The organism is Niastella sp. OAS944 (genome assembly GCA_024809215.1).
Lineage (GTDB): Bacteria > Bacteroidota > Bacteroidia > Chitinophagales > Chitinophagaceae > Niastella.
In genome coordinates, this window is the sequence record JANUBW010000007.1 from 44,020 (window position 1) to 68,209 (window position 24,190).

A 24,190-nucleotide genomic window follows, 5' to 3' on the forward strand; every position below is an offset into this window, starting at 1 on the left:
GGGCCGCGGGGTCGATTTAAGGGCGCAAAGGTAGGTTAATACAGGTTGAAAACAAAAGCGCCCTTGTCTGCCACAGAAAAGCCCGAAAGTCCCAGTTCTTCACATTCCTGTTGCCATTTGGCCACCTTCCAGGGGGCATTTGATGCATCAAAAACGAATTGACGACAGGTGAAAACACCGGTGAGTTCTGCAATTTTTAACGGTGGGTTGTTCAAAAGAATAATAATGTCAACCGGCGTTTTGGGTGTAACGTTATAAAGCCTGTACGGCCGATCGATTAATAAAAAGGAGAAATTCCCCAAAAAGAAGCGGTTGTTTGTACTCCGTATTTTTCCCGTGTCTTTTGTGTTGTTTACGCGGTATAGTGATCTGCTTGGTTGCAAATGAAATTTTTGTAATAACTCATCGTGCTGTAGTGTACTATCGCCTTTAAATATAAATTGGTTACCTACCATAACGTCAATGGCGCTGTGCTTTGGAACGTTATATACAATGAGCTTCCTTTGATGCAATGCATTCCACACCGTGGTTATATGAAATACAATAAATGTTAATAAAGCCAGCAATGCAATTGATACACCCTGCTTTTTGTTATACATTAACCACCATGCTGTGGCAGTAATAAAAACATACAGGCAAACGAGTTGTGGCAGGCTGATCTGCAGGTCGTTTGTAATGGCAAAAGGCAATCTGCTTACCTGTTCAATAAAACTGTTCAGCCAGTAAATAAGATAGTGTAACAAATAGCCAACGCCTGCTGCTGCCGCGGGTAAAACGCTTACCAGGCAAATAACAATTTCAACAATGATAATAAGGCTTGAAAGTGGGACAGCCAGCAGGTTGGCAAGTAGGAATAAGTTAGGGAACTGGTGAAAATGATATATTGAAACCGGTACTGTAAGTATTTGGGCAGCAAGCGTAACGCATACCGATTTCCAAATGGTATCAACTATTTTATTGGGAACAAACAACAGGTCGTAAATGGGTTTATAAAAAATGGCAAGGCTAAGTACTGCTGCATACGAGAGTTGAAAACCTGCATCCCAAAGCCAGAATGGGTTGTAGCAAAGAAGCAAAAAAGCAGAAGCGGCCAGGCTGTTATACACAGAGGTTTTTCTGTTCAGATGCGCGCCCAGCACAATACAGGTGAACATTACGGCAGAGCGAAGCACTGATGGTGAACCGCCGGCAAGAAAGCTGAATAACCACAGGCCGGCAATAACAATTATGGGTTGAATGGTTTTCCCTGTTTTATATTTTGCCAATGGCTTGCATAACAATATTAATAGCCAGTAAATTAGCCCCAGATGCAACCCCGAAATGGCTATTATGTGTACAGCGCCGGTATCGGAGTAGGATTGAACCAGGCGTTTGTCTAAATCATCTTTGTAGCCAATTAGCATGGCTTCGGCAAGCCCGGCTTCTTTGGCGCCTGTAATGTATTTCTTCAGGAGATTAATAATTTTTTCCCTTGTGGAAAAAAGATATTTCCTAAACAGGTTTTCATTTTCTATTTTGAGCGGTGCATACTCGCCTCGCTTCAGGTATACCTGGTATGAAATGCCCTGAAAAGTGCAATACCGCTGATAATCAAAGCACCCCGGGTTACCTGTATTTTTAATCGGTTGCAAAGCTTTATAGAGTAACAACTGTTTGCCATAATGAAGTTGTTGAGCATTACTGTCTTTCTGAAAATACAGTATGATCTTTCCGCCGGCTTTAGTAATAGAATGGTTAAACAGCACTGCCTGAACAGATGCTATGGTTTTAAAGGATTGTTTTTTTTCAGACAGTGGTTCTTCAATAGTCACCAGCACAGCCTTTCCTACAACATATTGCCTGGTAATATTCAGGTTTTCATTACGTACATCATTATAGAACAATAATAAACCTCCTATAGCAAATAACATAACGTGTAGCCACAAGCCGTTATACCATTGGGCACGGTATTGGCGAGATAATGGCAGTGCGGAATACAGCCAGAGGGCAATAGCGCTGAAGGCGAAAAGCAGCCATAAAGAAGAAGCGGTTAAGGGCCAATACCACTGACAAGTAATACCGCCGGCAAATGGGATAATAAGCCGGATAAATGGTGATCCTTTCCAAATGGGCCAGGCAGGCAAATGTGGCATACCGAATGGTAAAATACAATGGAATTGGTATTAATACGGGGAACCTGTGTTTGCAGAAGATAGAGGGGGAAGGTACTTTGAAAAACAAACTACCTACTTTATCAAAAAAGGACAAGGCTAATGGTAAAAAGATAAAGCAGGTAGTTTGAAAAAGGAAAAATTCTGTTATCAGAATAAAATTTCCTCAAGAGGATTTGTAGGATAACAAAAGCCTTGAGGAAATCTGTCGGCGGGTTTTCACAGGACCATTGGATTTCTAAAACGGGATGATAGCAACTCTCCATGTCTAATTTCAGACAAAAACCGGATACATGCCAGAAAAGCGCGATTTATTAGATACGGTTTTTTGTACGGGTAAATTACGGTTGGTTGATCCCCGTAAAAAGACGGGGGTAAGGATCCCGTTTATTGGCGGTTATTTCTTCCTCATTTCACGGTATTTGAACCGTCTTTTTCACGTGACTAATTGAATTCCTTCACGTTACGAATAATAGTAATTTGTAATTAGTTGGCTAACACCCTGTTATAGCCGAAGTTTGCTGTGCCTTCGCGGTTACTTTTGAGTCGACAACACAATCACTCAATATCAAAACTCACAAGCTATGACTACTATTGAAAAAAAATCCTTAAGGGTAGGAAGATACGTGGATGCCAACCATGTTAACACACTTATCCGTACATATAAACAGGAAAGATGGCAACAGAATTCTGAGCGTATCGGCCAGGATGATTCGCTGAGTCTGTTCTATTCAATAGAGGAGCTGGAAGAATTTCTGCAAAAAGCAAAAGAAGCCGGCGCCAATGGTGTTAGCGTGCATTTTGGTGTATATCCAGAAAATTTTAATGAGAGAGAAGGTTATGCCGGCAAGCAAACCACTGTATTTGTAGCAACAGACCGTCAGGAAACAGCTACAGGTATAGCACATAAGAACGTTTACCACGAAACTAACAAAGGCAAACAACTGCTGGCCTACAACATGGGCCAATGGCCTCCCGGAAGTGGTACTGATACTGATTGGAATGGATTGGGTGTTACTATCGTTGATAAGGGCGATAAAGGAATGATTGTTATCTAGGTAATTACAGCTAAAGCTTATATTATATAAATCCGTTCCGGTTTATCCGGGACGGATTTTTTTTTATGGTCGAATTCTCTACATTAGCGGCTGATGAACTTTCCAACACTAATAATTGAGATCATTTGCCTGTTGGCGTCGATATACCTGTTTTTTCAGGTCTCCATACCGAAATACCTGAAATTATTTCCTTTTTTCATGTTTATTACGCTGACAGTAGAAGTTAGCGCCTGGTTCTTCATAAAATATAAATGGAATGTAACTTTACTTTATATAGTTTTTACGTCATTCGAATTCATGTTTTACCTGTTTATTATAGCGTTCAGCATATATAATTTGAAGGCGAGAAAGATCATTTTGTGGTTAATGACTATATACCCGGTTCTGGTGCTGCTCAATAGAATGTTTGTTCAACAGAGATCATTTCATACCATCACATATTCAATTGGGTGCTTATTGGTGGTGGCTGGCTGTATGTATTATTTTTTCGAACTATTTCAATCAACGCATTCGGTAAACCTGGTAAAGGAACCGGCATTTTGGATATGCTCTGGTCTGTTATTCTTTTATTGCTGTACTTTTCCGCTTATTGGTTTATGGAATTTTTTGCCTGGCCTGCCCGATATCATTTTAAAAAACCTGAGTTACATTCTAACATGCCTTAATATTTTATTATACTCTTTATTTTCTATAGCATTTTTATGTAAGATCCAATTCCGGCGTTCAATACGATAATAACATGCCCCGATAATCTAAATTGTATCCCTGGCTTAGGATTTATCTGGAATAATTATTAATAACCAGAAATGATAAGACCATTATTAGTTATATACCATATTCTCTTGATCGTTTGTTTTGTAACAGGTGTGGTTTGCACCAGGCGTTTGAAGTGGACCTTTTCCCCAATGAAACTGCTGCCCTGGTTTATTTTCCTCACCATGATCACCGAACTCATGGGGTGGTGGTGGGCCGAGCAATTTGGTAATAATCATAAAGTGTACAACATTTACCAGGTGGTACAGTTCGGGTTTTGGAGCTTTATACTATCCAGCCTGATCGCTAATAAAAGGGTTATCCAATTGCTCGCAGGTCTTTCTTTTACATTTATTGCATTTGCTATTCTTAATATTGCTTTTATACAAGGCATGGCCCATTTTAATACACTTAACTATTTTACCGGCGCTATTATCGTTTCTTTTTTTAGCGGGTACTCTCTGAGCGAGCTTTTTAAGAAGGCGATTAACGAAAGCCCCTTTAAAATGCCTGCTTTTTGGATTGCCAGCAGCATGCTGGTACTAAACAGCTGTATGATACCGCTTATACTGCCGGCAACACTCAACATGCGATTTACATTTGCGGAATCCCGCATTTTGTTCAGTCTTATTATGCTGGTAAATTATATATCGTATACCATGATTACCATAGCCTTTTTGAACTATCATAAAAACAATAAGCCTTCTCCGCTATAGCGTTGAACTTTATGCTAAATTGCCTGCTCCAATGGTGCTTATATGACATCTGAGATATATATAGTAATAATAATTGGTGCTATTCTGGCGGTGTTACTGGTAGGCTTTATTGTTACCATTCTGTTCCTGTACCAACGGCGGCAGCACAGGCAAATTATGGAGATAAACCGGATGAAGGAGGAGTACGAACGGGAAACGTTAAAGTCGCAACTGGAAATACAGGAGGAAACCTTTAAGAACATAGGGCAGGAACTGCATGATAATATTGGTCAAATGCTATCGGTAGTAAAGCTTTCGCTGGCAGTATTACCTATGGATGATAAGCATGATGCCTGGGAACCTATACAGGGCGCCCGCGGGGTGCTAAATAAAGCAATGATCGACCTGGCCAACCTAACCAAAAGTTTGCATACCGATCGTATAGCCCAAATTGGTTTGGCCGAATCGATACACTTTGAATTGGAAAACATAAACCGGACAGGATTACTTGAAATAGAGTTCGGGGTATCGGGTATAGAACAAAGCCTCGATGATCAGAAGGCGATCGTGTTGTTCAGGATCTTCCAGGAAAATCTCAACAACATTCTAAAGCACTCTAAAGCTAAAACTGTACGGATTACATTAACTTATCTCGACGATAAATTCATAATGAAGATAACCGACGATGGTATTGGCTTTAATGTAGCTGAAAAGAAAAATTCTACATCGTCTGCGGCTGGTGTTGGATTAAAGAGTATTTTCAACCGGGCAAAATTAATTGGTGCTGAAATAGATATGCAAAGTGAGCCCGGCCAGGGCACTATTATTTCTATTCAGTTACCTTTACCCAATTAAAAAGTGAATGCGCGATAATGACTGTTAATAAAAACATACAGGTAGCAGTTGCAGATGACCATACTTTGCTGCGGAATGCACTGGCACGTTTGATCAATTCTTTTGAAAATTACAAAGTATTGTTTGAGGCCAGTAACGGACAGGATGTTAAGGAAAAGCTCAACAAGCATATAATACCCGACATTATTTTACTCGATGTAAATATGCCGGATATTGATGGCTATGAAACTGCCAAATGGATATACAAGAATTTTCCGCAGGTAAAGATCTTAGCGCTGTCGATGTTCAGCGATGAGAACATTATCATTCGCATGTTGCGCCTTGGTGCAAAAGGTTATATAATGAAGAATGCCGAGCCTGAAGAACTTAAACTGGCGCTCGATTCTGTTCTGCACAAAGACTTTTATCTTTCTGAACTCATTTCGGGTAAGATCATCAGCGGCCTGCATAAAGACATGGATAAACCCAACGAACCCGTTCACCTTACCGAAAAGGAAAAAGAGTTCCTGAAGTGGGTTTGTACTGAATTAACCTATAAAGACATTGCCACCAAAATGTTTGTGAGCCCCCGTACTGTGGATGATTACCGCAACTCACTGTTTGAAAAGCTGGGCGTGAAAACCCGGGTGGGGCTTGTTATATATGCAATAAAGCATAGTATGGTGGAAATATAATGATCCTTCTATGTATTTCAGGTCAATTCAGGTTTTACGATTTTCCGCCGCACTGTACGTGACCTTATTTCATATTACTTATTGGTGGAATTATAACGAGGATTCTTTTCCAAAACTTTTTCAATTTGGATATGGGGCCGTTGATCTCTTCTTCGTGATCAGCGGCTTTGTTATTATACAATCAGCATGTGCCTTAAAACCGGGTTGGGCGTCGTTGGTTGAATTCCTTAAAAACAGGCTGGGGCGCATATATCCTGCTTACTGGCTTTTTTTATTGCTTTTTATTGTTACAGGCATGGTTGATATAAGTGGCAGGACCTGGGGTGGATTTTTGCGTGCCTTTTTTCTGATACCTGGCTACAAGAGCATCATTATTACTACCTGGACATTACGGTATGAAATGTATTTGTACTTCCTAATGGCCCTTGTTGTGATGAACAGGAAGCTTAAATATGTTTTATATTTTTTGTTTGGATTGGCACTGATAGCCAATATAATGAAATTATTAGCCCCCTTGTTACATACCTGGCAAATACCCATATACGGTTTGTATAATGAATTTATGCTGGAGATATTTATAGGTGCTGCAATATGGTTGCTATATCAAAAAACGCCCGTTTGGCTGGCTGTAGGGCTATCAATAATTGGATTGGTCTGGTTCTTTACTCCCATTAAAATGCATACATCGCGTTTGCTTGATTTTGGAATACCATCGGCAATGCTTATAACGGGATTGACCGCACTGGAGTTTCACCGAAAGGTAAATGTACCCGAAGAATTAGTGCTTTTAGGAAATGCTTCATATAGCTTGTATATTCTGCATACGCCTGTTATTTCAGCTGTTCTTAAAAACATTAATATTCAGTATGCTACCAACAAGCTGGTATTACTGTTAATGGTTGTTATAGTTATCATATTAGCTGTTTACAGTTATCTGTATATTGAAAAGCCAATTTTACGCTGGCTTAAAAAGTATAAGCAAAAGCCGGTAGAACAGAAGATATAAAAAAATCCCTCCCGATGTTTCGGGAGGGATTTTTATTTGGAGGTATTAAGAACTATTTACTCAAATACATACTTCTGTCTTTGTACAATTGACGGAAGTAAGGATCGCGCAGGTCTTTAATAAAGCGAATGGCTTCACCGGTACTCTTCATTTCAGGTCCCAGTTCTTTGCTAACACCAGGGAATTTTTCAAAGCTGAACACGGGTTCTTTGATAGCATATCCCTTAAGGCGTTTTACAAATTTGAAGTCGCGCAGTTTATTGGCGCCTAACATGACCTTGGTTGCCACATTGAGGTAAGGTATTTGGTATGCCTTGGCAATGAATGGCGTGGTGCGCGATGCGCGTGGGTTAGCCTCAAGAACATACACTTTACCATCTTTAATGGCAAACTGAATATTGATAAGGCCTTTGATATTTAATTTAAACGCGATCTTACGGGCGTATTCTTCCATGGTTTCAACAATCAACGGGCTCAGGTTGAACTGTGGTAACACGGCGTTACTGTCGCCGCTATGGATACCTGCAGGTTCAATGTGCTCCATAACCCCCATTACATGAAATTCTTCACCGTCGCAAATGGCGTCAATTTCAGCTTCCTGGCAGCGGTCGAGGAAGTGATCGATGAGGATCTTATTACCAGGGATGTGTTTCAACAGGCTTACTACCGCTTTTTCTACCTCTTCGTCGTTGATAACGATACGCATACGTTGTCCACCTAATACATAGCTTGGGCGAACCAGTACGGGATAACCTACTTTATTGGCTACTACCACAGCTTCATCAACATCATAAGCTGTACCGTAGTTAGGATAAGGTATATTCAGTTCTTTCAGCATGTCGCTGAAACGGCCGCGGTCTTCCGCAATATCCATGTTATCGAAAGAGGTACCAATGATCTTTACTCCTTTTTTGGTCAGGCGTTCAGCCAGTTTCAGGGCTGTTTGACCGCCCAGCTGTACAATTACACCTTCGGGTTTTTCATGCTCTATGAGCTCCCACAGGTGTTCCCAGTATACGGGTTCAAAGTACAGTTTATCGGCCATATCGAAGTCGGTAGACACTGTTTCGGGGTTACAGTTCATCATGATGGCCTCGTAACCGCATTCTTTCAGTGCCAGCAAACCGTGTACACAGCAATAGTCGAATTCAATACCCTGACCAATGCGGTTGGGGCCAGAACCCAGAACGATCACTTTTTTGCGGTCGCTTACTTTGCTTTCGGAATAGTTGCCCGATTCGAAGGTGGAGTAGAAGTAAGGTGTTTTTGCTTCAAACTCGGCGCTACAGGTATCCACCATTTTATAAACCCGGGTAATGCCTGCCGCTTTCCGTTTTTCATATATTTCTTCATCGCTGCCATCCTGCATGATCTTGGAGATCTGATCATCGCTAAAGCCGTTGAATTTGGCTTCTTTCAGCAGTTCGATGGGTAAAGTAGATGTTTTGTATTTGGCGATCTCTTTTTCAATATCAACGATCTTTTTGATCTCATTGATGAACCAACGGTCGATAAGAGTAGCTTTAGTGATCGTGCTCACCGATACACCGTCCATGAGGGCATCTTTAATACGGAAGATGCGGTCCCATTTCGGGGTCTTAATGTATTCAACGATTTCTTCAGCATGCATTTGGCTTTTGCCATAGTAGCCCAGTCCAACCGCGTTGTTCTCAAGGCTTTGACAGGCCTTTTGAATGGCTTCGGTAAAGCTTCTTCCTATTGACATCACCTCACCTACACTTTTCATTTGCAAACCCAGGGTGTCGTTGGCGCCTTTGAATTTATCAAAGTTCCAGCGGGGCATTTTCACGATCACGTAATCCAGTGCAGGTTCAAAGTAAGCCGAAGTGGTTTGGGTGATCTGGTTCTTCAGTTCGTCGAGTGTATAACCAATAGCCAGTTTAGCAGCTATTTTGGCAATAGGATAACCGGTGGCTTTAGAGGCCAGGGCCGATGAGCGGCTTACCCTGGGATTTATTTCAACGGAAATGAGTTCTTCAGTTTCGGGGTTCAATGCGAACTGCACGTTACAACCACCGGCGAAGTTACCCAGGCTGCGCATCATCAGAATGGCCTGGTTTCGCATATCCTGGAAGGCGGTATCGCTTAAGGTCATAGCCGGGGCTACAGTTATGGAGTCGCCGGTATGTACACCCATTGGATCGAGGTTCTCTACGGTACAAATAATGGCTACGTTGTCATTTTTGTCGCGCAGGAGTTCCAATTCGTATTCTTTCCAACCTAAAACGGCTTTTTCAACGAGTACCTCATGTATGGGCGAGGCTTTCAAACCTCTGTCGAGGGCAGCTTCCAGTTCAGATTTATCGTGAACAAAACCGCCACCGGTTCCACCCAGTGTAAATGAAGGACGAATTACCAGCGGGAAGCCTATTTCCTGGGCAAATTCCTTTCCTTCGAGAAGCGAGTTAGCTACTTTTGAAGGAGCAACCGCTACACCTATTTTAACCATCAACTGGCGGAATTTTTCCCGGTCTTCAGCTGTATCGATAGCAGCAATATCAACGCCGATCATACGAACGTTGTATTTTTCCCACACGCCCAGCTCCGCAGCTTCTTTAGCCAGGTTTAAGGCTGTTTGTCCCCCCATGGTCGGTAGCACCGCATCAATCTGGTTTTCTTCCAGTATTTGCTCAATGCTCTCTACCGTCAGTGGCAACAGATAAACCTTGTCAGCCATCATAGGGTCGGTCATGATGGTAGCCGGGTTACTGTTGATGAGAATTACTTTAATTCCTTCTTCCCTGATACTACGGGCTGCTTGTGAACCTGAATAGTCAAATTCGCAAGCCTGGCCGATAATAATGGGACCTGAACCGATAATTAATACTGACTTGATAGAAGTGTCTTTTGGCATTTTGAGTAAAGAGCGATTTTTTTTGAATAAACCTTGTTGAACCTTCACCTTGAACCTTATTACCGCAGTTTTTACGGCTTTTCGGCCAGATAAATTGCGCAAAAGTAAGGATGCGGAAGGAATTTTTGGGATTATTTTTAAAAGAACACAATATGTGCGGAGTGTCAATGGAATAGGAGGGTAGTTGACGGGTTAACGAGGAGTTGAAAAGTTGATACTGGTGACAGAGTTGATAAAGGTCCTACAGGAAGCAGGGGTTCAATAGGAGTGAAGCAAGAACCAGGAGGTAAGAAATTCATTCTTCGCCAATGGCCGACTAAATGCAAACCTGCTGCTGGTTCAGCCTGGTGGTCGCCTTCGGCTCCAATGCTTTTACAGTGACGGTAAGCACTACAGCATATAAACTGCACTCACCTTTGACTTTAAAACTTTTTAATAATAGGAATTAATAACTATTGCGAGGTTGTATTTACCCCATTCAAGGGGCTGGGATACAAAAAAGCCTTCACCATCCGGCAAAGGCTCAGAATTGCTGGCTGAAATTTATGGTAAATCAGTTGTTGTGAAAAGCGGCTAATTCAACTTCATCAAGTGCAACACCTCCGCCCCGTATCAATTTCTTTTGTTCGGCTATTTGACGTTTCTCATCAAAACGACTTTTGATACGGAAAACCCATTTCTGTTTTGCTTCACTTCCTCTAAAGATACCTACTATCGTACCGATCGACAGAGCCAATAAAAGTATCATCCTGTTCCTAATCGTTTTCATAAAACCGAGTTTGTAAAATTATTCATTTCTATTACCTACTTTAAGACAACTTATATACGCCAAAAGCTGTTCCAATGTTTATAAAAATTATACCACTATGTGGGTATTTTTTAAAAATTAACACATGAATACCCGTAATGGTTGCCGCTCTTATTCTATTCTAATTTCATGACGGCTTTCCCTATGATTTTATTCTAATTTCATTGGGTAGGTAACCCGTCTTAATAGTTTTTTAATATTGAATTTTACACATTTTCACAAACCATTATAAAGTACTTTTTCTATCATTAAAGGATAATGGGTAGCGGCTAATTACCAAAGCTATTAGTGCTTGTTTACATGAGATGAATTCGCTTCATTTTTGCATAACATTTTACCGAAATACGCTAACCACTTAGTTTTGCAACTTTATCAATAATCAGGTAACCATTTTGGATCATTCAAGTCAAAAGGACCTATGAGAATAATCACACTATTGTTATTGCTAAGCAGCACCAGTTTAGTTGCCCAGATCTTTCCGCCTGCCAGCTATCCCCAGGGATACTTTCGCAACCCGCTTAATATTCCTATGCGGCTGGCCGGCAATTTTGGCGAACTACGTCCCAATCATTACCACATGGGGTTAGATATAAAGACGAACGCCCGGGAGAACCTGCCGGTGCATGCTGCTGCCGATGGTTACATTGGTCGCATCAAGATAGAGCCCTTCGGATTTGGCCGGGCTATATACATTGTGCACCCCAATGGTTTTACCACGGTATATGCGCATTTGAATGCATTTAATCCTACTTTGGAAAAATGGGTAAAAGACCAACAGTATCAACAGCAATCGTGGAAGGTTTTTCTCGAATTGAGCCCAGATATTTTTCCTGTAAAAAAGGGCGACTTTTTAGCCTATAGCGGAAATACAGGCGGGTCGCAGGCGCCGCATGTACATTTTGAGGTTAGACGTACAAAAGACGATGTAAATGTGAACCCTTTTTTATTCGGATTTCCGGTGGCTGATAATGTTCCGCCCAAGGTACTGCGTTTGGCGGTGTACGACAGAACCCGTAGCGTGTACGAGCAATCGCCCCGGCTGTTTCCTGCAAAGGCAATTTCAGTGGGCAATTACCAGCCCTCGCCCCCGGTAATAACTGTTGCCTCGCCTCTGGTGAGTTTTGCCATTGGCGCCTGGGATACCCAAACGGGGTCTGCCAATCTTAACGGCATTTTTGAATCAACCCTGCTTGTCGACAATCAACCGGTGGTTGCTTTTAGAATGGATAATATCAGTTACAACGATACCCGCGACCTGAACGCGCATATTGATTATAAGACCAAATATCAGGGCGGTCCCTATTTGCAGCATCTGTCTGAATTGCCGGGTTATACAAACGCTATATACAAACGAAACAAAGGCAATGGGGTTGTTGATGTAAGCGATGGCGAAGTGCATTCAATTTCTATAGTGGTAAAGGATGCCAGTGGCAACTCAAGTACCCTTAACTATAAGATCAGGTTCAATGAAGCCGACCAGGAAATACCCATTTCCTCCGACAGGAAATTTTACCCTATGATGATGGATGGTTTTGAAAGCCCCGAATGTGAGTTTTACCTAGGGGAGAGATGTTTGTTCGATTCTGTACATATTAAATACAATAAAGCAGCTAATTCAAATAGTTCGGTTGTTTCTTCCATTCATTCAATAGGGGCGGTTTATATTCCTATTCGCGATTCTGTGCTGGTGCGAATTCAACCCACCCGGCCACTCACCGATGCAGAAAGAGCCCGAACGGTAATGCAATGGTTTGCCGGCACTAAAAAAGAAGTGCAGAAAGTGCAATGGCAGGGCAACTGGGCTTCGGCCCGTTTTAGGGACCTTGGTAACTTTCAGTTGGTTGTTGATGTAGAACCGCCTGCAATAGCTCCTATTGGTTTTACCGATGGTGCTAATTTGAGCAAGGCCGCCCGTATAGCATTCAATGTGGATGATAACTTTGACCGGGTTAAAAACGTGCGGGCCGAACTGGATGGGAAATGGCTGCGGTTTACTAATGATAAGGGCAGGACTTTCATTTATGTTTTTGATGAAAAATGTATGTCGGGCCGCCACCAGTTAAAAATACGGGCCGAGGATGAAGCAGGCAATGTGACCGAGAAAGTATATAATTTTACACGCTAACCCCATTTATTTGCAAATAATATGATCACTCTTAAAGAAGGCGATAAAGCGCCGGCGTTCAGCGCCAGGGACCAGAACGGTAAAAAGGTTTCGCTCAGCGAACTTAAAGGCAAAAAAGTGGTGCTTTATTTTTATCCTGAAGACGATACTCCAACCTGTACCATTCAGGCTTGTAACCTGCGCGACAATTATGCGCTGTTAAAGAAGAATGGTTTTGAGGTGTTAGGAGTTAGTCCGAACGATGAAAAGAGCCATAAGAAGTTTGAGACCAAGTTCAGTTTGCCTTTTACTTTACTGGCCGACCCCGATCATGCTATAATAAACAAGTACGGCGTTTGGGGCGAAAAGCAAATGTTTGGTAATAAATATATGGGTGTTCACCGCACCACTTTTGTGATCAATGAAAAGGGGATTATAAGTAAGATATTTTTACGGCCAAAGAACAAACAACATGCTGAAGAGATCGTTGCAGCAATTTAGTTGCAACCGAATAACTTGATTAATATCAATAAATTAAGGCGGGGGAAAACTAATAATATTAGTATTAGTGGGTATCTTTAGGATACCATTATACCCTTTATGATGACTATTTCAATATTGCTATTTTTGGAAAAATAAGAAGTAGCATGGATACGAAATCATCAATACGCGCTGTGAAAGAAGATAGGGCACTATTTAAAAGTATTACAAAATCCCTCATCAGATGGATGTTCTTCTTCTTCGTGCTTAACCTAATAACCTACTTACCTTTTTCTGGCTAATTTCTAAATAACACTCCCCTTACGCCACTGCACCTGGTTGGGCAGGTTCTTTTTTCCATTCGCTTTTTTCAAAGTTCTCCATAACAAGCGCAGCAGCACCGGTAATTTCTGCCTGGTAGCCAAGTGAAGAGATACCTATTTCTGTATTTAAAGCAAGCCGGGGAATACAATGTTCGTTCAGTGCCTGCTGAATGGGCGCCTGCCAAATTCTTCCGGCCGATGAACCACGGCCACTTAATATTACCAGCTCAGGATTCAATAAATGTATTAAGATGGCCACACCCCGGCCAATATTATATCCCGATTCGGAAAGTATTTCAACAGCAAATTTGTCGCCTTTGCCGGCGGCCCTTATTATTTCCTGAAAGGCCTGTTCGGCCCGGTCAACCGACAATTCTGTTAATAGTGATATTTTACCTTCTTTTAGTCCCTTATTGGCTTTTTCAATTACAACCAGCAGGGAGGTCTCTGTTTCAAGACAACCGCTTTTGCCGCAGCTACACAACTTGTTGTTCAGAAAAAGCGGAATATGGCTGAACTCACCGGCAAAGCCATTGTGCCCTCGAAACAATTCACCATTCAGTATCATACCCAGGCCAACGCCCCAGCCAACATTTATTACCATTGCGTTCTTTTTACCCCGGGCAGCGCCAAACATCAGTTCGGCCAATGCTATCAGGCGGCTGTCATTATCAATAAATACCGGTAGCTTGAGCTTTGATGAAATGTATTGGGTTAAGGAACCCTGTTCTGGCTCCAGGAACGTATAGTTTTGACCTTGCAGGGCATCTACAAAACCCGGCATACCAATACCTATACCGGCAAACTTGTTTTTTGCTATACCCGATTTATTAATTACCTCTTCAATCTTTTCGGTAAGCATTACCAGGGCCTGTGGGTTCCTGGTTAAAGGCAGTTCGAATATTTCTGTGGCAGTTACCTGCACATTTTGCATATTCAAAATGGCAATGCGGGTAATAAGCTGGTCCATGGCCACCGATACCACATATAACACATCGGGCTTCAGGGAATACATAACGGCGCGCCTGCCACCGGTTGAGGCTGCAAACCCGGTTTCCGTAACCCAACCTTCTTCAATAAGTTTTCCCAGCATTTTGGTAGTAACAGGTAAACTCTTATTGATCTTGTCGCTCAGGTCGGCACAGGACAGCATATTAGAAAAATAAAGATGCTTTACGATCTTTTTTCTATACAATTGATTCTTTTCCGTCATGTAGAGTAACTGTAACTTTTCTCAAATTTACTGTTAAGTATCAGAACTTTAAAGCACAATCCAATCCCAATTCGCCTGACAGCTCTTTTTATTTTCCGTTTTCTTTAATTCTATTTTAATGTAAGGGCCATGCCATCTATATAAAGAATAAATTACTGCTTTTGCCCGATGTAACGCAATAATAATTTGAAAGAAATTAAAGCGGGCAACTGTAAAACCCTCTTTGCCGTATAGTTTTTTGCAATCTCAATCTAAGGCTACACATGTTGGTTCAACCCGGTCCTAAACCCAGCCTTATAGCTGGTAAACTATCCTCAACCCTGAGGAGCGTGAAAGTATTGAGTGCAATTTCAAACACCAATTATTCACTTATATCTAATTATATGTATAAGCCACTTCTGCAACGGTATATGGTATATAATATATGTACCGGTGAATTGTGTTTATGACACCATGCTTATACAATCGAGGTAAGTATACCGTGCAAATGGTGTACTTAATTATGGGTTATTTTTTAGTTTTAGGGTTTGGTTACCCTCCCGATGCCCGGGAGGGTTTTTTATATAAATGACTTCAAGGCAACCAAAGTAAACGGTTGAACGTACAACTGCATAGTAATTAGTGATAAGGCACCCATCCGGTAAAACAATGCTGAGGCATTTAAACAATACCCATACTTACTTCGGTACAGGTATACACAGCTGTTTTAATTATTGTTCTATGATAAAAAAAGTTGCAGGCGTTTTAACAGGCAGTATGTTATTATTTTATGGTTGTTATAATGATAAGGAAGAGCTTTTGTATGGAGGAGGTAATTCCTGCGAAGGCGTTAGTACTTCTTTTGCTACAAACGTAAACCCTATTATTCAATCAAGTTGCGCCATTCCCACTTGTCATGCAGCCGGCAGCACCAATGGCCCCGGCCCGCTGACTACATATGCGCAAATTAAAAATGTTGCAGTAGATATAAAATCGGCAGTGGTTTCTCGTTTTATGCCAAAGACCGGATCGCTTACTGACAGCCAGATAAAAACTATTAGTTGCTGGGTTGATTCCGGCGCTCCTAATAATTAAACAGTACTTTTTTAATGAGCAAAAAAAGAACAATCGTTGGTGGTATAGTAGTTGTTATACTAATGGCCGCTATTTATGGCTGGTACCAGTATAACAGAACTGTGCAGGGACTTGCTGATGTAAGGGCCGATTATTCAGTGGAGGCATCGGCATTGATACAGGAATTCATTAGCAATGAAGCGGCAGCCCAAAAAAAATACCTCAATAAAATACTATCAGTAAAAGGGACCATCAAAGGCATTGAAGCTGGCGAAAATGCCGGCACCGTTGTGCTGGGCGATACTACCGATATGAACAGTGTACGTTGCGTTTTAGACAGCACCGCTAATGCGATCACCAAATCATTACAACGCGGCGCTGTAATAACTGTTAAAGGCGCTATTACCGGCTTTAATAAAGACGAAACCGGTTTGCTGGGGTCCGATGTTCAGCTGAACCGTTGCGTTATTGCCAGGTAATTACCGCCTATTTATAAACCCAAATTTTGTTATAATGTATCTACAGATAAGGAAAGGCGTTATTTCTTTCTGCTTGTTGCTTATTGCAACTTCATTAGTTGCACAGGATAAGTACTTCACAAAAAGCGGCTCCATCAATTTTGTTTCAAAAGGCGTTATCGAAACTATTACAGCCAGCCATCGCAGCGTTACCTGTGTGCTCGATGCTAAAACCGGCGCCATACAATTCGCTGTTTTAATGAAAGGATTTGAATTTAAAAAAGCATTGATGCAGGAACATTTCAATGAAAATTATGTGGAGAGCGATAAATATCCCAAAGCCGAATTTCGCGGGCAAATTGCCAATAACGGCGATATAGCTTACACAAAAGACGGCACATATAACGCGCATGTAAAAGGCAAGCTCACGTTACATGGACAAACAAAGGATGTTGAAGCCGATGGAAAAATTACCGTTAAAAGTGGTAAACTGATGCTTACTTCCAAGTTCAATATCCTTATGAGTGAGTATGATATTGATATTCCCGGCCCCGTACAGCAAAACATGTCTGATGATATAACCATTAACGTAAACTGTACCCTGGAACCATTGGCTGGTTAGTAGTACCCTTATTAAAAAACCAAACGTAATATGACTAAAATAACCCAAATACTTCTTACTACCTTCAGCTTAATAGTTGCAGGCAGTAGTTTATATGCACAGGATGAAGACCTGTTAAAGCTGGTGAAGGATTCTTCTAACAAACAAAAGCAATGGTCAACCGGTGCTTTTAAATCAACCCGGGTAATAAACGGGCAATCTATGGAGCTGTTAGGAAAAGGCGTGCTCGATGTTCGCATTTTACACCGATTTGGCTTGTTAAGCAATGGTGCAGATAATTTCTTTGGGCTCGACGAGGCCAGTATGCGTATGGGCTTCGATTATGGATTAACCGATAATTTAACTATAGGTGTGGGCAGAAGCACATTGAATAAAGAGCTTGATGCCTTTGGTAAGTTCCGTTTACTTCGCCAGTCAGATGATGGTTTGCCTTTTTCACTGGTATGGGTTTCGGGTATTACCGTGCACACCATGAAGTGGGCCGATACATCGCGTAAAAATTATTTCTCTTCGCGCGTTGGCTACTATCATGAAATTATCATTGGCCGTAAATTCAGCAACGCATTCAGCTTGCAGTTGAGCCCCATAATGGTACATCGCAACCTGGTTACCAATGCCGATGATGAGAACAATACCTTTGCGTTAGGCATTGGTGCAAGATTGAAGTTATCGAAACGTACTGCTTTTGTTGTGGATTATCATCCAATACTGGCCGGCCGCGAACCGGGCACTAAAGACCCTTTATCGGTAGGGTTTGATATTGAAACCGGCGGCCACGTATTTCAGTTACACTTTAGCAATAGCACCGGTATGAACGAAAAAGCCTTCCTCACCGGTACTACCGATGATTTTTGGAAGGGCGATATTCGTTTTGGCTTCAACCTGTCGAGAGTGTTTCAGATAAGAAAGAGGAAATAGGTTGCAAAACAAAAAAGTTGATGATATCACTGCATTGTTTCGTGATAACAACCTATAAGTTCGTGATTACACGGAACAGGTGCGTAATAACAGGGAGTAAGTAGCCGGTTACTTAAAGTCGCTGACTTTGGTGTCAAAGTAAGCGACTTTAGGGTAAAAGTTGCGAAGTAATACGAAACAATGCAACCGGGTCACTAAAAGAGGTTGTGGGATTACAAACTAAATAGCCAGGTTGCCAAACAATAGAGCGAAGTCGCAAGGCGAGAAGGGAAAGTTAGTAAGTTATTTTTCCAGGTTACGAACTTCTAAATAAATACAATAAACCGGTCTGTCGCAGGCAGCCGGTTTATCATATTATCTAATTATCATCTCCACTTCCCCAAAATCAAACTCCCGCTCCATAGTATCCTTTGTTTGCAGCCGGCCATTCTCTGAAACGCCCGTAATAGTGGTTTCGAACGAAATGCTTCCTTTCTTAAGCGTAACAGGTTGATGCAATTTGTACAATACCTGCCGATATTCCTGCATAATGGTTTCTATACCGCCTGCCTGTAATTGCTGATAGCGGTTTTCCAGGCACTGGCAAAGTTCGCGGCCCAGTTCAGCTGCATCAAAATCCCGACCGGTGATCTGTTTCAACGAAACGGGGTTAGGCAGTGCGGGGTCAAAAACTACCTGGTTTATGTTTATGCCAATGCCTACCACGGCATATAACCAGTCGGCGCCTCTGAATACATTTTCTATTAAAATTCCCCCTGCCTTTCTGTCACGCCAATACACATCATTGGGCCATTTAATACGGGTTTCATCCCCGGCATATTTTTTATAAAAATCATAACAGGCGAGGGCTACTGTTGCCGACAGCCAGAATTGCCGGGTGGCTAATAAACGGGGTGTAACAACAGCGCTAAGCATGATATTGAGGTTAGGGGTTGTTAACCAGCTTTTTCCACGTTGACCTTTGCCGGCAGTTTGTTCCAGGGCAAACCAGGTGGCGCCATGATTTGCCAATCCGGCTTGTATTTGCCGCATGGCATAGTTGTTGGTGCTGTCTACAGTAGGTAATATTATATAAGGATGACCAATGGGGGGATGTGACAAAAGATTATTATTTTTGGGATGTGCGAAATTATGAATTAGCACCGACCGTTTAAGGAGAGAAATGTTGTTATAAGCGGATTTATTCGTATTTTAAATACCAGTAGTCAATTCCCCCTGGTCAGGGAAGCGAATCGAGTCTGAGAACAGAGCTCCTCACTACCTAGAATTAAAACACAATTGATCATTAAAACACAGGATTATTGGAACAAGTTTCAAGTGTAGCTACCCGTCGTAAGCGAAAAAGTGTAGCCAGATTATCGAAAAGTTCAAAGTTTTTTAAAGCAATCATTCACGCCATAAAGGAGAAGAAAGGAGACAATATTGTTTCGCTGGATCTGCGTAAAATTCCCGAAGCTGTTGCCGACTATTTCATCATTTGCGAAGCCAGCAGTACTACCCAGGTTAAAGCCATAGCTGATTTTGTAATGGCGCATGTTGAAACAGCAGTAGAAGAAACCCCCTTTCATAGCGAAGGACAACAGTCATCGCACTGGATATTAGTCGATTATGTTAATGTTGTTGTTCATGTAATGCTGCCCGAAACGCGCAAATTTTACAAGCTGGAAGAAATGTGGAACGATGCTGAAGGTGAAGAATATTAAGCCCGAGCTGCAAAAATTAATGTTAAAATGCGGCTTTGTGCGAAATAATCATTAACTAACAGCTTTTTAGGCGAACAAATGGGTTCCATCGATCATTATTATTTCATTTAGAAAAACCAAGGACAAGCAACAATATATGTCACAGGACGAGTCAAGACAGAACGACCGCAACTTCCCTCGCTTACGTCCCCGCGATGACGGCGGCCAGCGAAAAGGTCCAAAATTCAATATTTACTGGGTTTGGGCAATCATCTTTGCAGTTTTAGTAGGCTTTCAATTATTTGGTTCCTTCGCTCCAGATGCTAAAACCATTACCGATCTCGAGTTCTACAAAATGTTGGATAATGGCGATGTAGAAAAGCTTAATACAGTTACCAACAAGAATACAGTTCGCGTTTTTATCAAGAAAGACAAGTTACCTAAATACAAAGACCAGCTTTCTAAAAACTGGCCAAGTGTTGGTGACAAAGGACCCCATTTTGAGTTTAAGGTAATTAAAGCCGAAGAGTTTGATAAAAAGCTCGATGAGCACTACAAAGCGCGCCCCGAAATTGAAAAAGTTGCAAACATTCCTATTCAGGAAGGTGAATGGTTTGGTTCTATCATTCAATTCCTCTTACCACTGGTAGTTATCGTACTTATCTGGGTAATGTTGATGCGTAAAATGGGTGGCGGCGCCTCTGGCGGCAGTGGCCCCGGCGGCATCTTCAATATTGGTAAATCAAGGGCAACTCTTTTCGATAAAGGCACTAAAGTGAACATTACCTTTTCAGATGTAGCTGGTCTCGATGAAGCTAAGGTTGAGGTAATGGAGATCGTTGATTTCTTAAAGAATCCAAAGAAATATACAGCACTGGGTGGTAAAATACCCAAAGGTGCATTGCTGGTGGGGCCTCCCGGAACCGGTAAAACCCTGTTGGCAAAAGCCATGGCAGGTGAAGCACAGGTTCCTTTCTTCAGCATGAGCGGTAGTGATTTCGTTGAGCTGTTTGTTGGGGTAGGTGCCAGCCGTGTTCGTGACCTGTTCAAACAAGCCCGTGAAAAAGCGCCTTGTATCATTTTCATCGATGAAATTGATGCCATCGGCCGCGCACGTGGTAAGAACGCCATCATGAGCAACGATGAAAGAGAAAGCACCCTGAACCAGTTGCTGGTTGAAATGGATGGTTTTAGCGGCGAAAGCGGCATCATTGTACTGGCTGCTACCAACCGCCCCGATGTACTGGATAGCGCGTTGTTACGCCCGGGCCGTTTCGATCGTCAGATCTCAATAGACAAACCCGATCTTAAAGGCCGAGAGCACATCTTTAAAGTGCACCTGAAGCCGATCAAGATCTCAGAAAAAGTAGATATTCATAAACTGGCCGAACAAACTCCTGGTTTTGCCGGCGCCGATATAGCCAACGTTTGTAACGAAGCTGCGCTGATCGCTGCCCGTAAAGGCAAACAATCCGTTGAAATGGACGACTTCCAGGATGCGGTTGACCGGGTGATCGGTGGTTTGGAAAAGAAGAACAAGATCATTTCTCCCGACGAAAAACGTATTATCGCATACCACGAAGCTGGTCACGCTATTTGCGGCTGGTTCCTGGAACATGCTTACCCATTACTGAAAGTAACAATTGTACCAAGAGGTGTTGCCGCTTTAGGTTATGCACAGTATACACCAAAAGAGCAGTACCTGTACAATACCGATCAGTTGATGGACCAAATATGTATGACGCTCGGCGGTCGCGCAAGTGAAGATATCTTCTTCAATAAAATATCTACCGGCGCACAAAACGACTTACAGCAAATTACCCGCATAGCATATTCGATGGTTACTGTGTATGGTATGAATGAAAAAGTAGGTAACGTAAGCTTTTACGATCCTTCTGCAGAAAATTCATTTACCAAGCCATACTCAGAGGAAACTTCTAAGATCATTGATGAAGAAGTTCGTAAGCTGATCGATGAAGCATACGACAAAACAAAACAATTACTTACCGAGAAAAGGGGACAGGTTGAAAAACTTGCCGAAGCCCTGCTCGAAAAAGAAGTATTGTTCCAAAGTGATGTAGAGGCATTGATCGGTAAAAGACCATTCACTGATAAGAAAACGCTCGATGTAGATGGCCAGGGTCATGCCGAAGGTGCCATCAGCGAAGGCGTTCCTCCTTACGACAGTAATGTAACCAATCACCCCGCTACATAATTGCTAGTATGAATGTTTCTCCGGCAAAAGAAAATATATTAAAGAAAATAAGGAAGGCGTTGAATAACTCAACGCCTCTCCCTTTTCCGCAAAGTGAAGGCAGCAGTTCAGTATATCAACCTTCTAAGCAGGACCTGGAACTTGAATTTGCGCAACGTTTTACCAGCCTGCAGGGAAAATTTGTTTTTTGCATGAACCATAAAGAGCTGGCAGCCCAGCTTAACATGATTGCCACAAACAACAAATGGGATAAAATATACTGTAGAGAAGAAGGCCTGAGAAAAATACTGGCCGAAAATCAATTCACGAATTACTCCCACAACGACCTGGCTTCCTGCGATACCGCCATCACCACTTGCGAATGGCTGGTTGCACGTACCGGCAGTATTGTAATGTCGGCAGCACAGGAAAGCGGCCGCACGGTCAGCGTTTATGCACCCATTCACATTTGTATTGCATATACCAGCCAGCTGGTGTATGATGTAAAAGATGCATTGTTGAAAGCCAGGGAAAAATACGCAGGCAATCTTCCCTCGTTAATTACATTTGCAACAGGTCCCAGCCGCACAGCAGATATTGAAAAAACGCTGGTTGTAGGCATACATGGTCCAAAAGAAGTATACGTATTTCTAGTTGATCAATAGTTTCACCCTACACATGCAACCCAACATTTATAGGCTGTTTGTTTACGGTTCACTGCGAAGTGGACTGCTTAACCCAATACTGTCGCATATAACACGGTATTTCGTATTCGATGGAATGGGTTCCATACAGGGCAACTTATACGATATGGGCGAATATCCCGGCGCAATACCCTGTACAGAAGAAGATCATTTGATCGTTGGCGAAGTATACCATATTGCCAATGTTGATGAGTTTGACAAGGCTATGGAAGTGATCGATGATTATGAAGGCCTCATCGTTGAGCCTGGCGAAGTACCTTTGTTCAGAAGAGAGCCCGTGCATGTGTTGTTTAAGAACTCAACTGTTGTTGCCTGGATGTACTGGTATAACAGAGAGATCACTGATCGTACTCGTATAGAGTCGGGTGATTTTGTTGCGTATAAGATGGGGATTGGGAGGTGAATGTGATAATTTGATAATGTGCTAATGTGATAATGGAATACAGTTTACGAGTTAACAAGTTGACGAGTTGACGAGGAGTTGAAAAGTTGATATGTTGATAGAGGTGATAGAGGCAAGTTGAAAAGGTTAATAGGCAATTGAAAAGTTGATAATGAAAAATTGACCTATAAAGTGACCTCCCCCACCGGGGGAGGGCCTGGGGAGGGGGCCATTTGCCGATTTATGTGAGTTTTAAATTTAAACGACCCTTTCACGTTTCACGTTTGCCGTTTCACGACCAGCGAGGGCAGAAGTTTCAGACTCTATTGCCGATTGCCGATTCACGATTGCCGAAAATTTCCTAAAAAACGAAAAGCAGAACTTAAGTAAGTGAATCCTAATAAAAAAATATACTTCCTTAGCGACTTTCACTTAGGCGTTCCCGATGCTGCAACAAGCCTGGAACGTGAAAAGCGTATTGTTACATTCCTTGAAGAGATAAGAAATGATGCGGCCGTTATTTTTATTGTAGGCGACATGTTCGATTTTTGGTACGAATACCGCACTGTTGTACCAAGAGGTTATGTTCGCTTACTGGGAAAGCTAGCCGAAATAACCGACTCAGGCATTCCTATTCATTTCTTCGTAGGCAACCACGATATGTGGATGAGAGATTACCTGCAAAAAGAGCTGAACATTCCCGTATATTTTGAACCCCGCGCATTCGAATTCAATAATAAAAAGTTTTGGGTTGGCCATGGCGATGGGCTCGGTCCCGGCGATCATGGATATAAGATGATGAAGAAGATCTTTCGCAACCCAATTTGTCAATGGTTATTTGGTATTCTTCCGCCATATATTGGGATGGGCATTGCCAATTATATGAGCCGCAGAAGCCGTACTGTAACCGGTTCTGCCGATGATAAGTTCTATGGCGAAGAAGGAGAGTGGCTGATAACTTATTGCAAAGACATTCTGAAAGAACAACATTACGATTACCTGGTGTTTGGTCACCGGCACCTGCCAATAGATTTTGCATTGAAAGGGGGCAGCCGTTATATTAATCTGGGCGACTGGATCCGCTATTATACCTACGCCGTTTTTGACGGACAACAATTACAGCTCAAAAGCCGTTATCCTGAACTGGAAAACAAAATCGTTCGCCATCAGTGAACCGGTCATT

Annotated in this window: 21 protein-coding genes; 16 read left to right on the top strand and 5 right to left on the bottom strand. The window is 42.1% G+C overall.

Features of this window, described 5'->3' with window-relative positions; translation table 11 throughout:
- Window positions 1–35: 35 nt before the first annotated feature.
- A complete protein-coding gene (locus GGD38_RS24620; protein WP_375296943.1) occupies window positions 36–2,132 on the bottom strand; it encodes a ComEC/Rec2 family competence protein in 2,097 nt (698 codons plus the stop codon).
- 602 nt (window positions 2,133–2,734) lie between these two features.
- Between GGD38_RS24620 and GGD38_RS24625 the strand changes: the two genes are divergently transcribed.
- From GGD38_RS24625 to GGD38_RS24645, 5 genes are all read left to right on the top strand, one after another.
- Window positions 2,735–3,208, top strand: a complete 474-nt coding sequence (locus tag GGD38_RS24625) for a hypothetical protein (protein WP_375296942.1) — start codon at window positions 2,735–2,737, stop codon at window positions 3,206–3,208.
- An 806-nt stretch (window positions 3,209–4,014) separates the two neighbouring features.
- Window positions 4,015–4,677, top strand: a complete 663-nt coding sequence (locus GGD38_RS24630) for a hypothetical protein (protein ID WP_375296941.1) — start codon at window positions 4,015–4,017, stop codon at window positions 4,675–4,677.
- Window positions 4,678–4,719: 42 nt separating this feature from the next.
- Window positions 4,720–5,511: a sensor histidine kinase gene (locus GGD38_RS24635; protein WP_375296940.1), complete on the top strand. Its 792-nt coding sequence runs from the start codon at window positions 4,720–4,722 to the stop codon at window positions 5,509–5,511.
- Between the two features lie 17 nt (window positions 5,512–5,528).
- Window positions 5,529–6,185 carry a response regulator gene (locus GGD38_RS24640; protein WP_375296939.1) on the top strand — a complete coding sequence of 219 codons (657 nt, stop codon included), beginning with the start codon at window positions 5,529–5,531 and terminating at the stop codon, window positions 6,183–6,185.
- Window positions 6,186–6,195: 10 nt separating this feature from the next.
- Window positions 6,196–7,191 carry an acyltransferase family protein gene (locus tag GGD38_RS24645; protein ID WP_375296938.1) on the top strand — a complete coding sequence of 332 codons (996 nt, stop codon included), beginning with the start codon at window positions 6,196–6,198 and terminating at the stop codon, window positions 7,189–7,191.
- A 52-nt stretch (window positions 7,192–7,243) separates the two neighbouring features.
- On the opposite strand, the gene carB is transcribed toward GGD38_RS24645, so the two are convergent.
- The gene (carB, locus tag GGD38_RS24650; protein ID WP_375296937.1) at window positions 7,244–10,066 is read right to left on the bottom strand and encodes a carbamoyl-phosphate synthase large subunit; all 2,823 of its coding nucleotides are present in this window, start codon (window positions 10,064–10,066) and stop codon (window positions 7,244–7,246) included.
- Window positions 10,067–10,619: 553 nt separating this feature from the next.
- Window positions 10,620–10,835 carry a hypothetical protein gene (locus GGD38_RS24655; protein WP_375296936.1) on the bottom strand — a complete coding sequence of 72 codons (216 nt, stop codon included), beginning with the start codon at window positions 10,833–10,835 and terminating at the stop codon, window positions 10,620–10,622.
- 457 nt (window positions 10,836–11,292) lie between these two features.
- On the opposite strand from GGD38_RS24655, the gene GGD38_RS24660 reads away from it, so the two are divergent.
- A complete protein-coding gene (locus GGD38_RS24660; protein ID WP_375296935.1) occupies window positions 11,293–12,999 on the top strand; it encodes a M23 family metallopeptidase in 1,707 nt (568 codons plus the stop codon).
- 21 nt (window positions 13,000–13,020) lie between these two features.
- A complete protein-coding gene (bcp, locus tag GGD38_RS24665; protein ID WP_375296934.1) occupies window positions 13,021–13,479 on the top strand; it encodes a thioredoxin-dependent thiol peroxidase in 459 nt (152 codons plus the stop codon).
- A gap of 300 nt (window positions 13,480–13,779) precedes the next feature.
- On the opposite strand, the gene GGD38_RS24670 is transcribed toward bcp, so the two are convergent.
- Window positions 13,780–14,994 carry an ROK family protein gene (locus GGD38_RS24670; RefSeq protein WP_375296933.1) on the bottom strand — a complete coding sequence of 405 codons (1,215 nt, stop codon included), beginning with the start codon at window positions 14,992–14,994 and terminating at the stop codon, window positions 13,780–13,782.
- Window positions 14,995–15,714: 720 nt separating this feature from the next.
- Here GGD38_RS24670 and GGD38_RS24675 point away from each other — a divergent pair.
- Genes GGD38_RS24675 through GGD38_RS24690 form a run of 4 tightly spaced genes read left to right on the top strand, consistent with a single transcriptional unit; the run spans window position 15,715 to window position 18,045 of the window.
- Entirely contained in the window at window positions 15,715–16,068 is a 354-nt protein-coding gene (locus tag GGD38_RS24675; RefSeq protein ID WP_375296932.1) for a hypothetical protein, read from the top strand.
- A gap of 14 nt (window positions 16,069–16,082) precedes the next feature.
- Window positions 16,083–16,526, top strand: a complete 444-nt coding sequence (locus tag GGD38_RS24680) for a hypothetical protein (RefSeq protein ID WP_375296931.1) — start codon at window positions 16,083–16,085, stop codon at window positions 16,524–16,526.
- Between the two features lie 34 nt (window positions 16,527–16,560).
- A complete protein-coding gene (locus tag GGD38_RS24685; protein WP_375296930.1) occupies window positions 16,561–17,127 on the top strand; it encodes a YceI family protein in 567 nt (188 codons plus the stop codon).
- Window positions 17,128–17,157: 30 nt separating this feature from the next.
- Window positions 17,158–18,045 carry a DUF5777 family beta-barrel protein gene (locus GGD38_RS24690; RefSeq protein WP_375296929.1) on the top strand — a complete coding sequence of 296 codons (888 nt, stop codon included), beginning with the start codon at window positions 17,158–17,160 and terminating at the stop codon, window positions 18,043–18,045.
- Between the two features lie 354 nt (window positions 18,046–18,399).
- On the opposite strand, the gene GGD38_RS24695 is transcribed toward GGD38_RS24690, so the two are convergent.
- The gene (locus GGD38_RS24695; protein WP_375303899.1) at window positions 18,400–19,146 is read right to left on the bottom strand and encodes a biotin--[acetyl-CoA-carboxylase] ligase; all 747 of its coding nucleotides are present in this window, start codon (window positions 19,144–19,146) and stop codon (window positions 18,400–18,402) included.
- A 200-nt stretch (window positions 19,147–19,346) separates the two neighbouring features.
- Between GGD38_RS24695 and rsfS the strand changes: the two genes are divergently transcribed.
- The 5 genes from rsfS to GGD38_RS24720 all read left to right on the top strand — a co-directional run bounded on the left by rsfS (window position 19,347) and on the right by GGD38_RS24720 (window position 24,180).
- A complete protein-coding gene (gene rsfS / locus GGD38_RS24700) occupies window positions 19,347–19,748 on the top strand; it encodes a ribosome silencing factor (protein WP_375296927.1) in 402 nt (133 codons plus the stop codon).
- A 136-nt stretch (window positions 19,749–19,884) separates the two neighbouring features.
- Window positions 19,885–21,942 (top strand): ATP-dependent zinc metalloprotease FtsH, encoded by a 2,058-nt coding sequence (gene ftsH / locus GGD38_RS24705; protein ID WP_375296926.1) that lies wholly within the window; start codon window positions 19,885–19,887, stop codon window positions 21,940–21,942.
- Between the two features lie 8 nt (window positions 21,943–21,950).
- A complete protein-coding gene (locus tag GGD38_RS24710; protein WP_375296925.1) occupies window positions 21,951–22,586 on the top strand; it encodes a lactate utilization protein C in 636 nt (211 codons plus the stop codon).
- A gap of 13 nt (window positions 22,587–22,599) precedes the next feature.
- The gene (locus tag GGD38_RS24715) at window positions 22,600–23,028 is read left to right on the top strand and encodes a gamma-glutamylcyclotransferase (RefSeq protein WP_375296924.1); all 429 of its coding nucleotides are present in this window, start codon (window positions 22,600–22,602) and stop codon (window positions 23,026–23,028) included.
- Window positions 23,029–23,397: 369 nt separating this feature from the next.
- Window positions 23,398–24,180: a UDP-2,3-diacylglucosamine diphosphatase gene (locus tag GGD38_RS24720; RefSeq protein WP_375296923.1), complete on the top strand. Its 783-nt coding sequence runs from the start codon at window positions 23,398–23,400 to the stop codon at window positions 24,178–24,180.
- Window positions 24,181–24,190 lie beyond the last annotated feature (10 nt).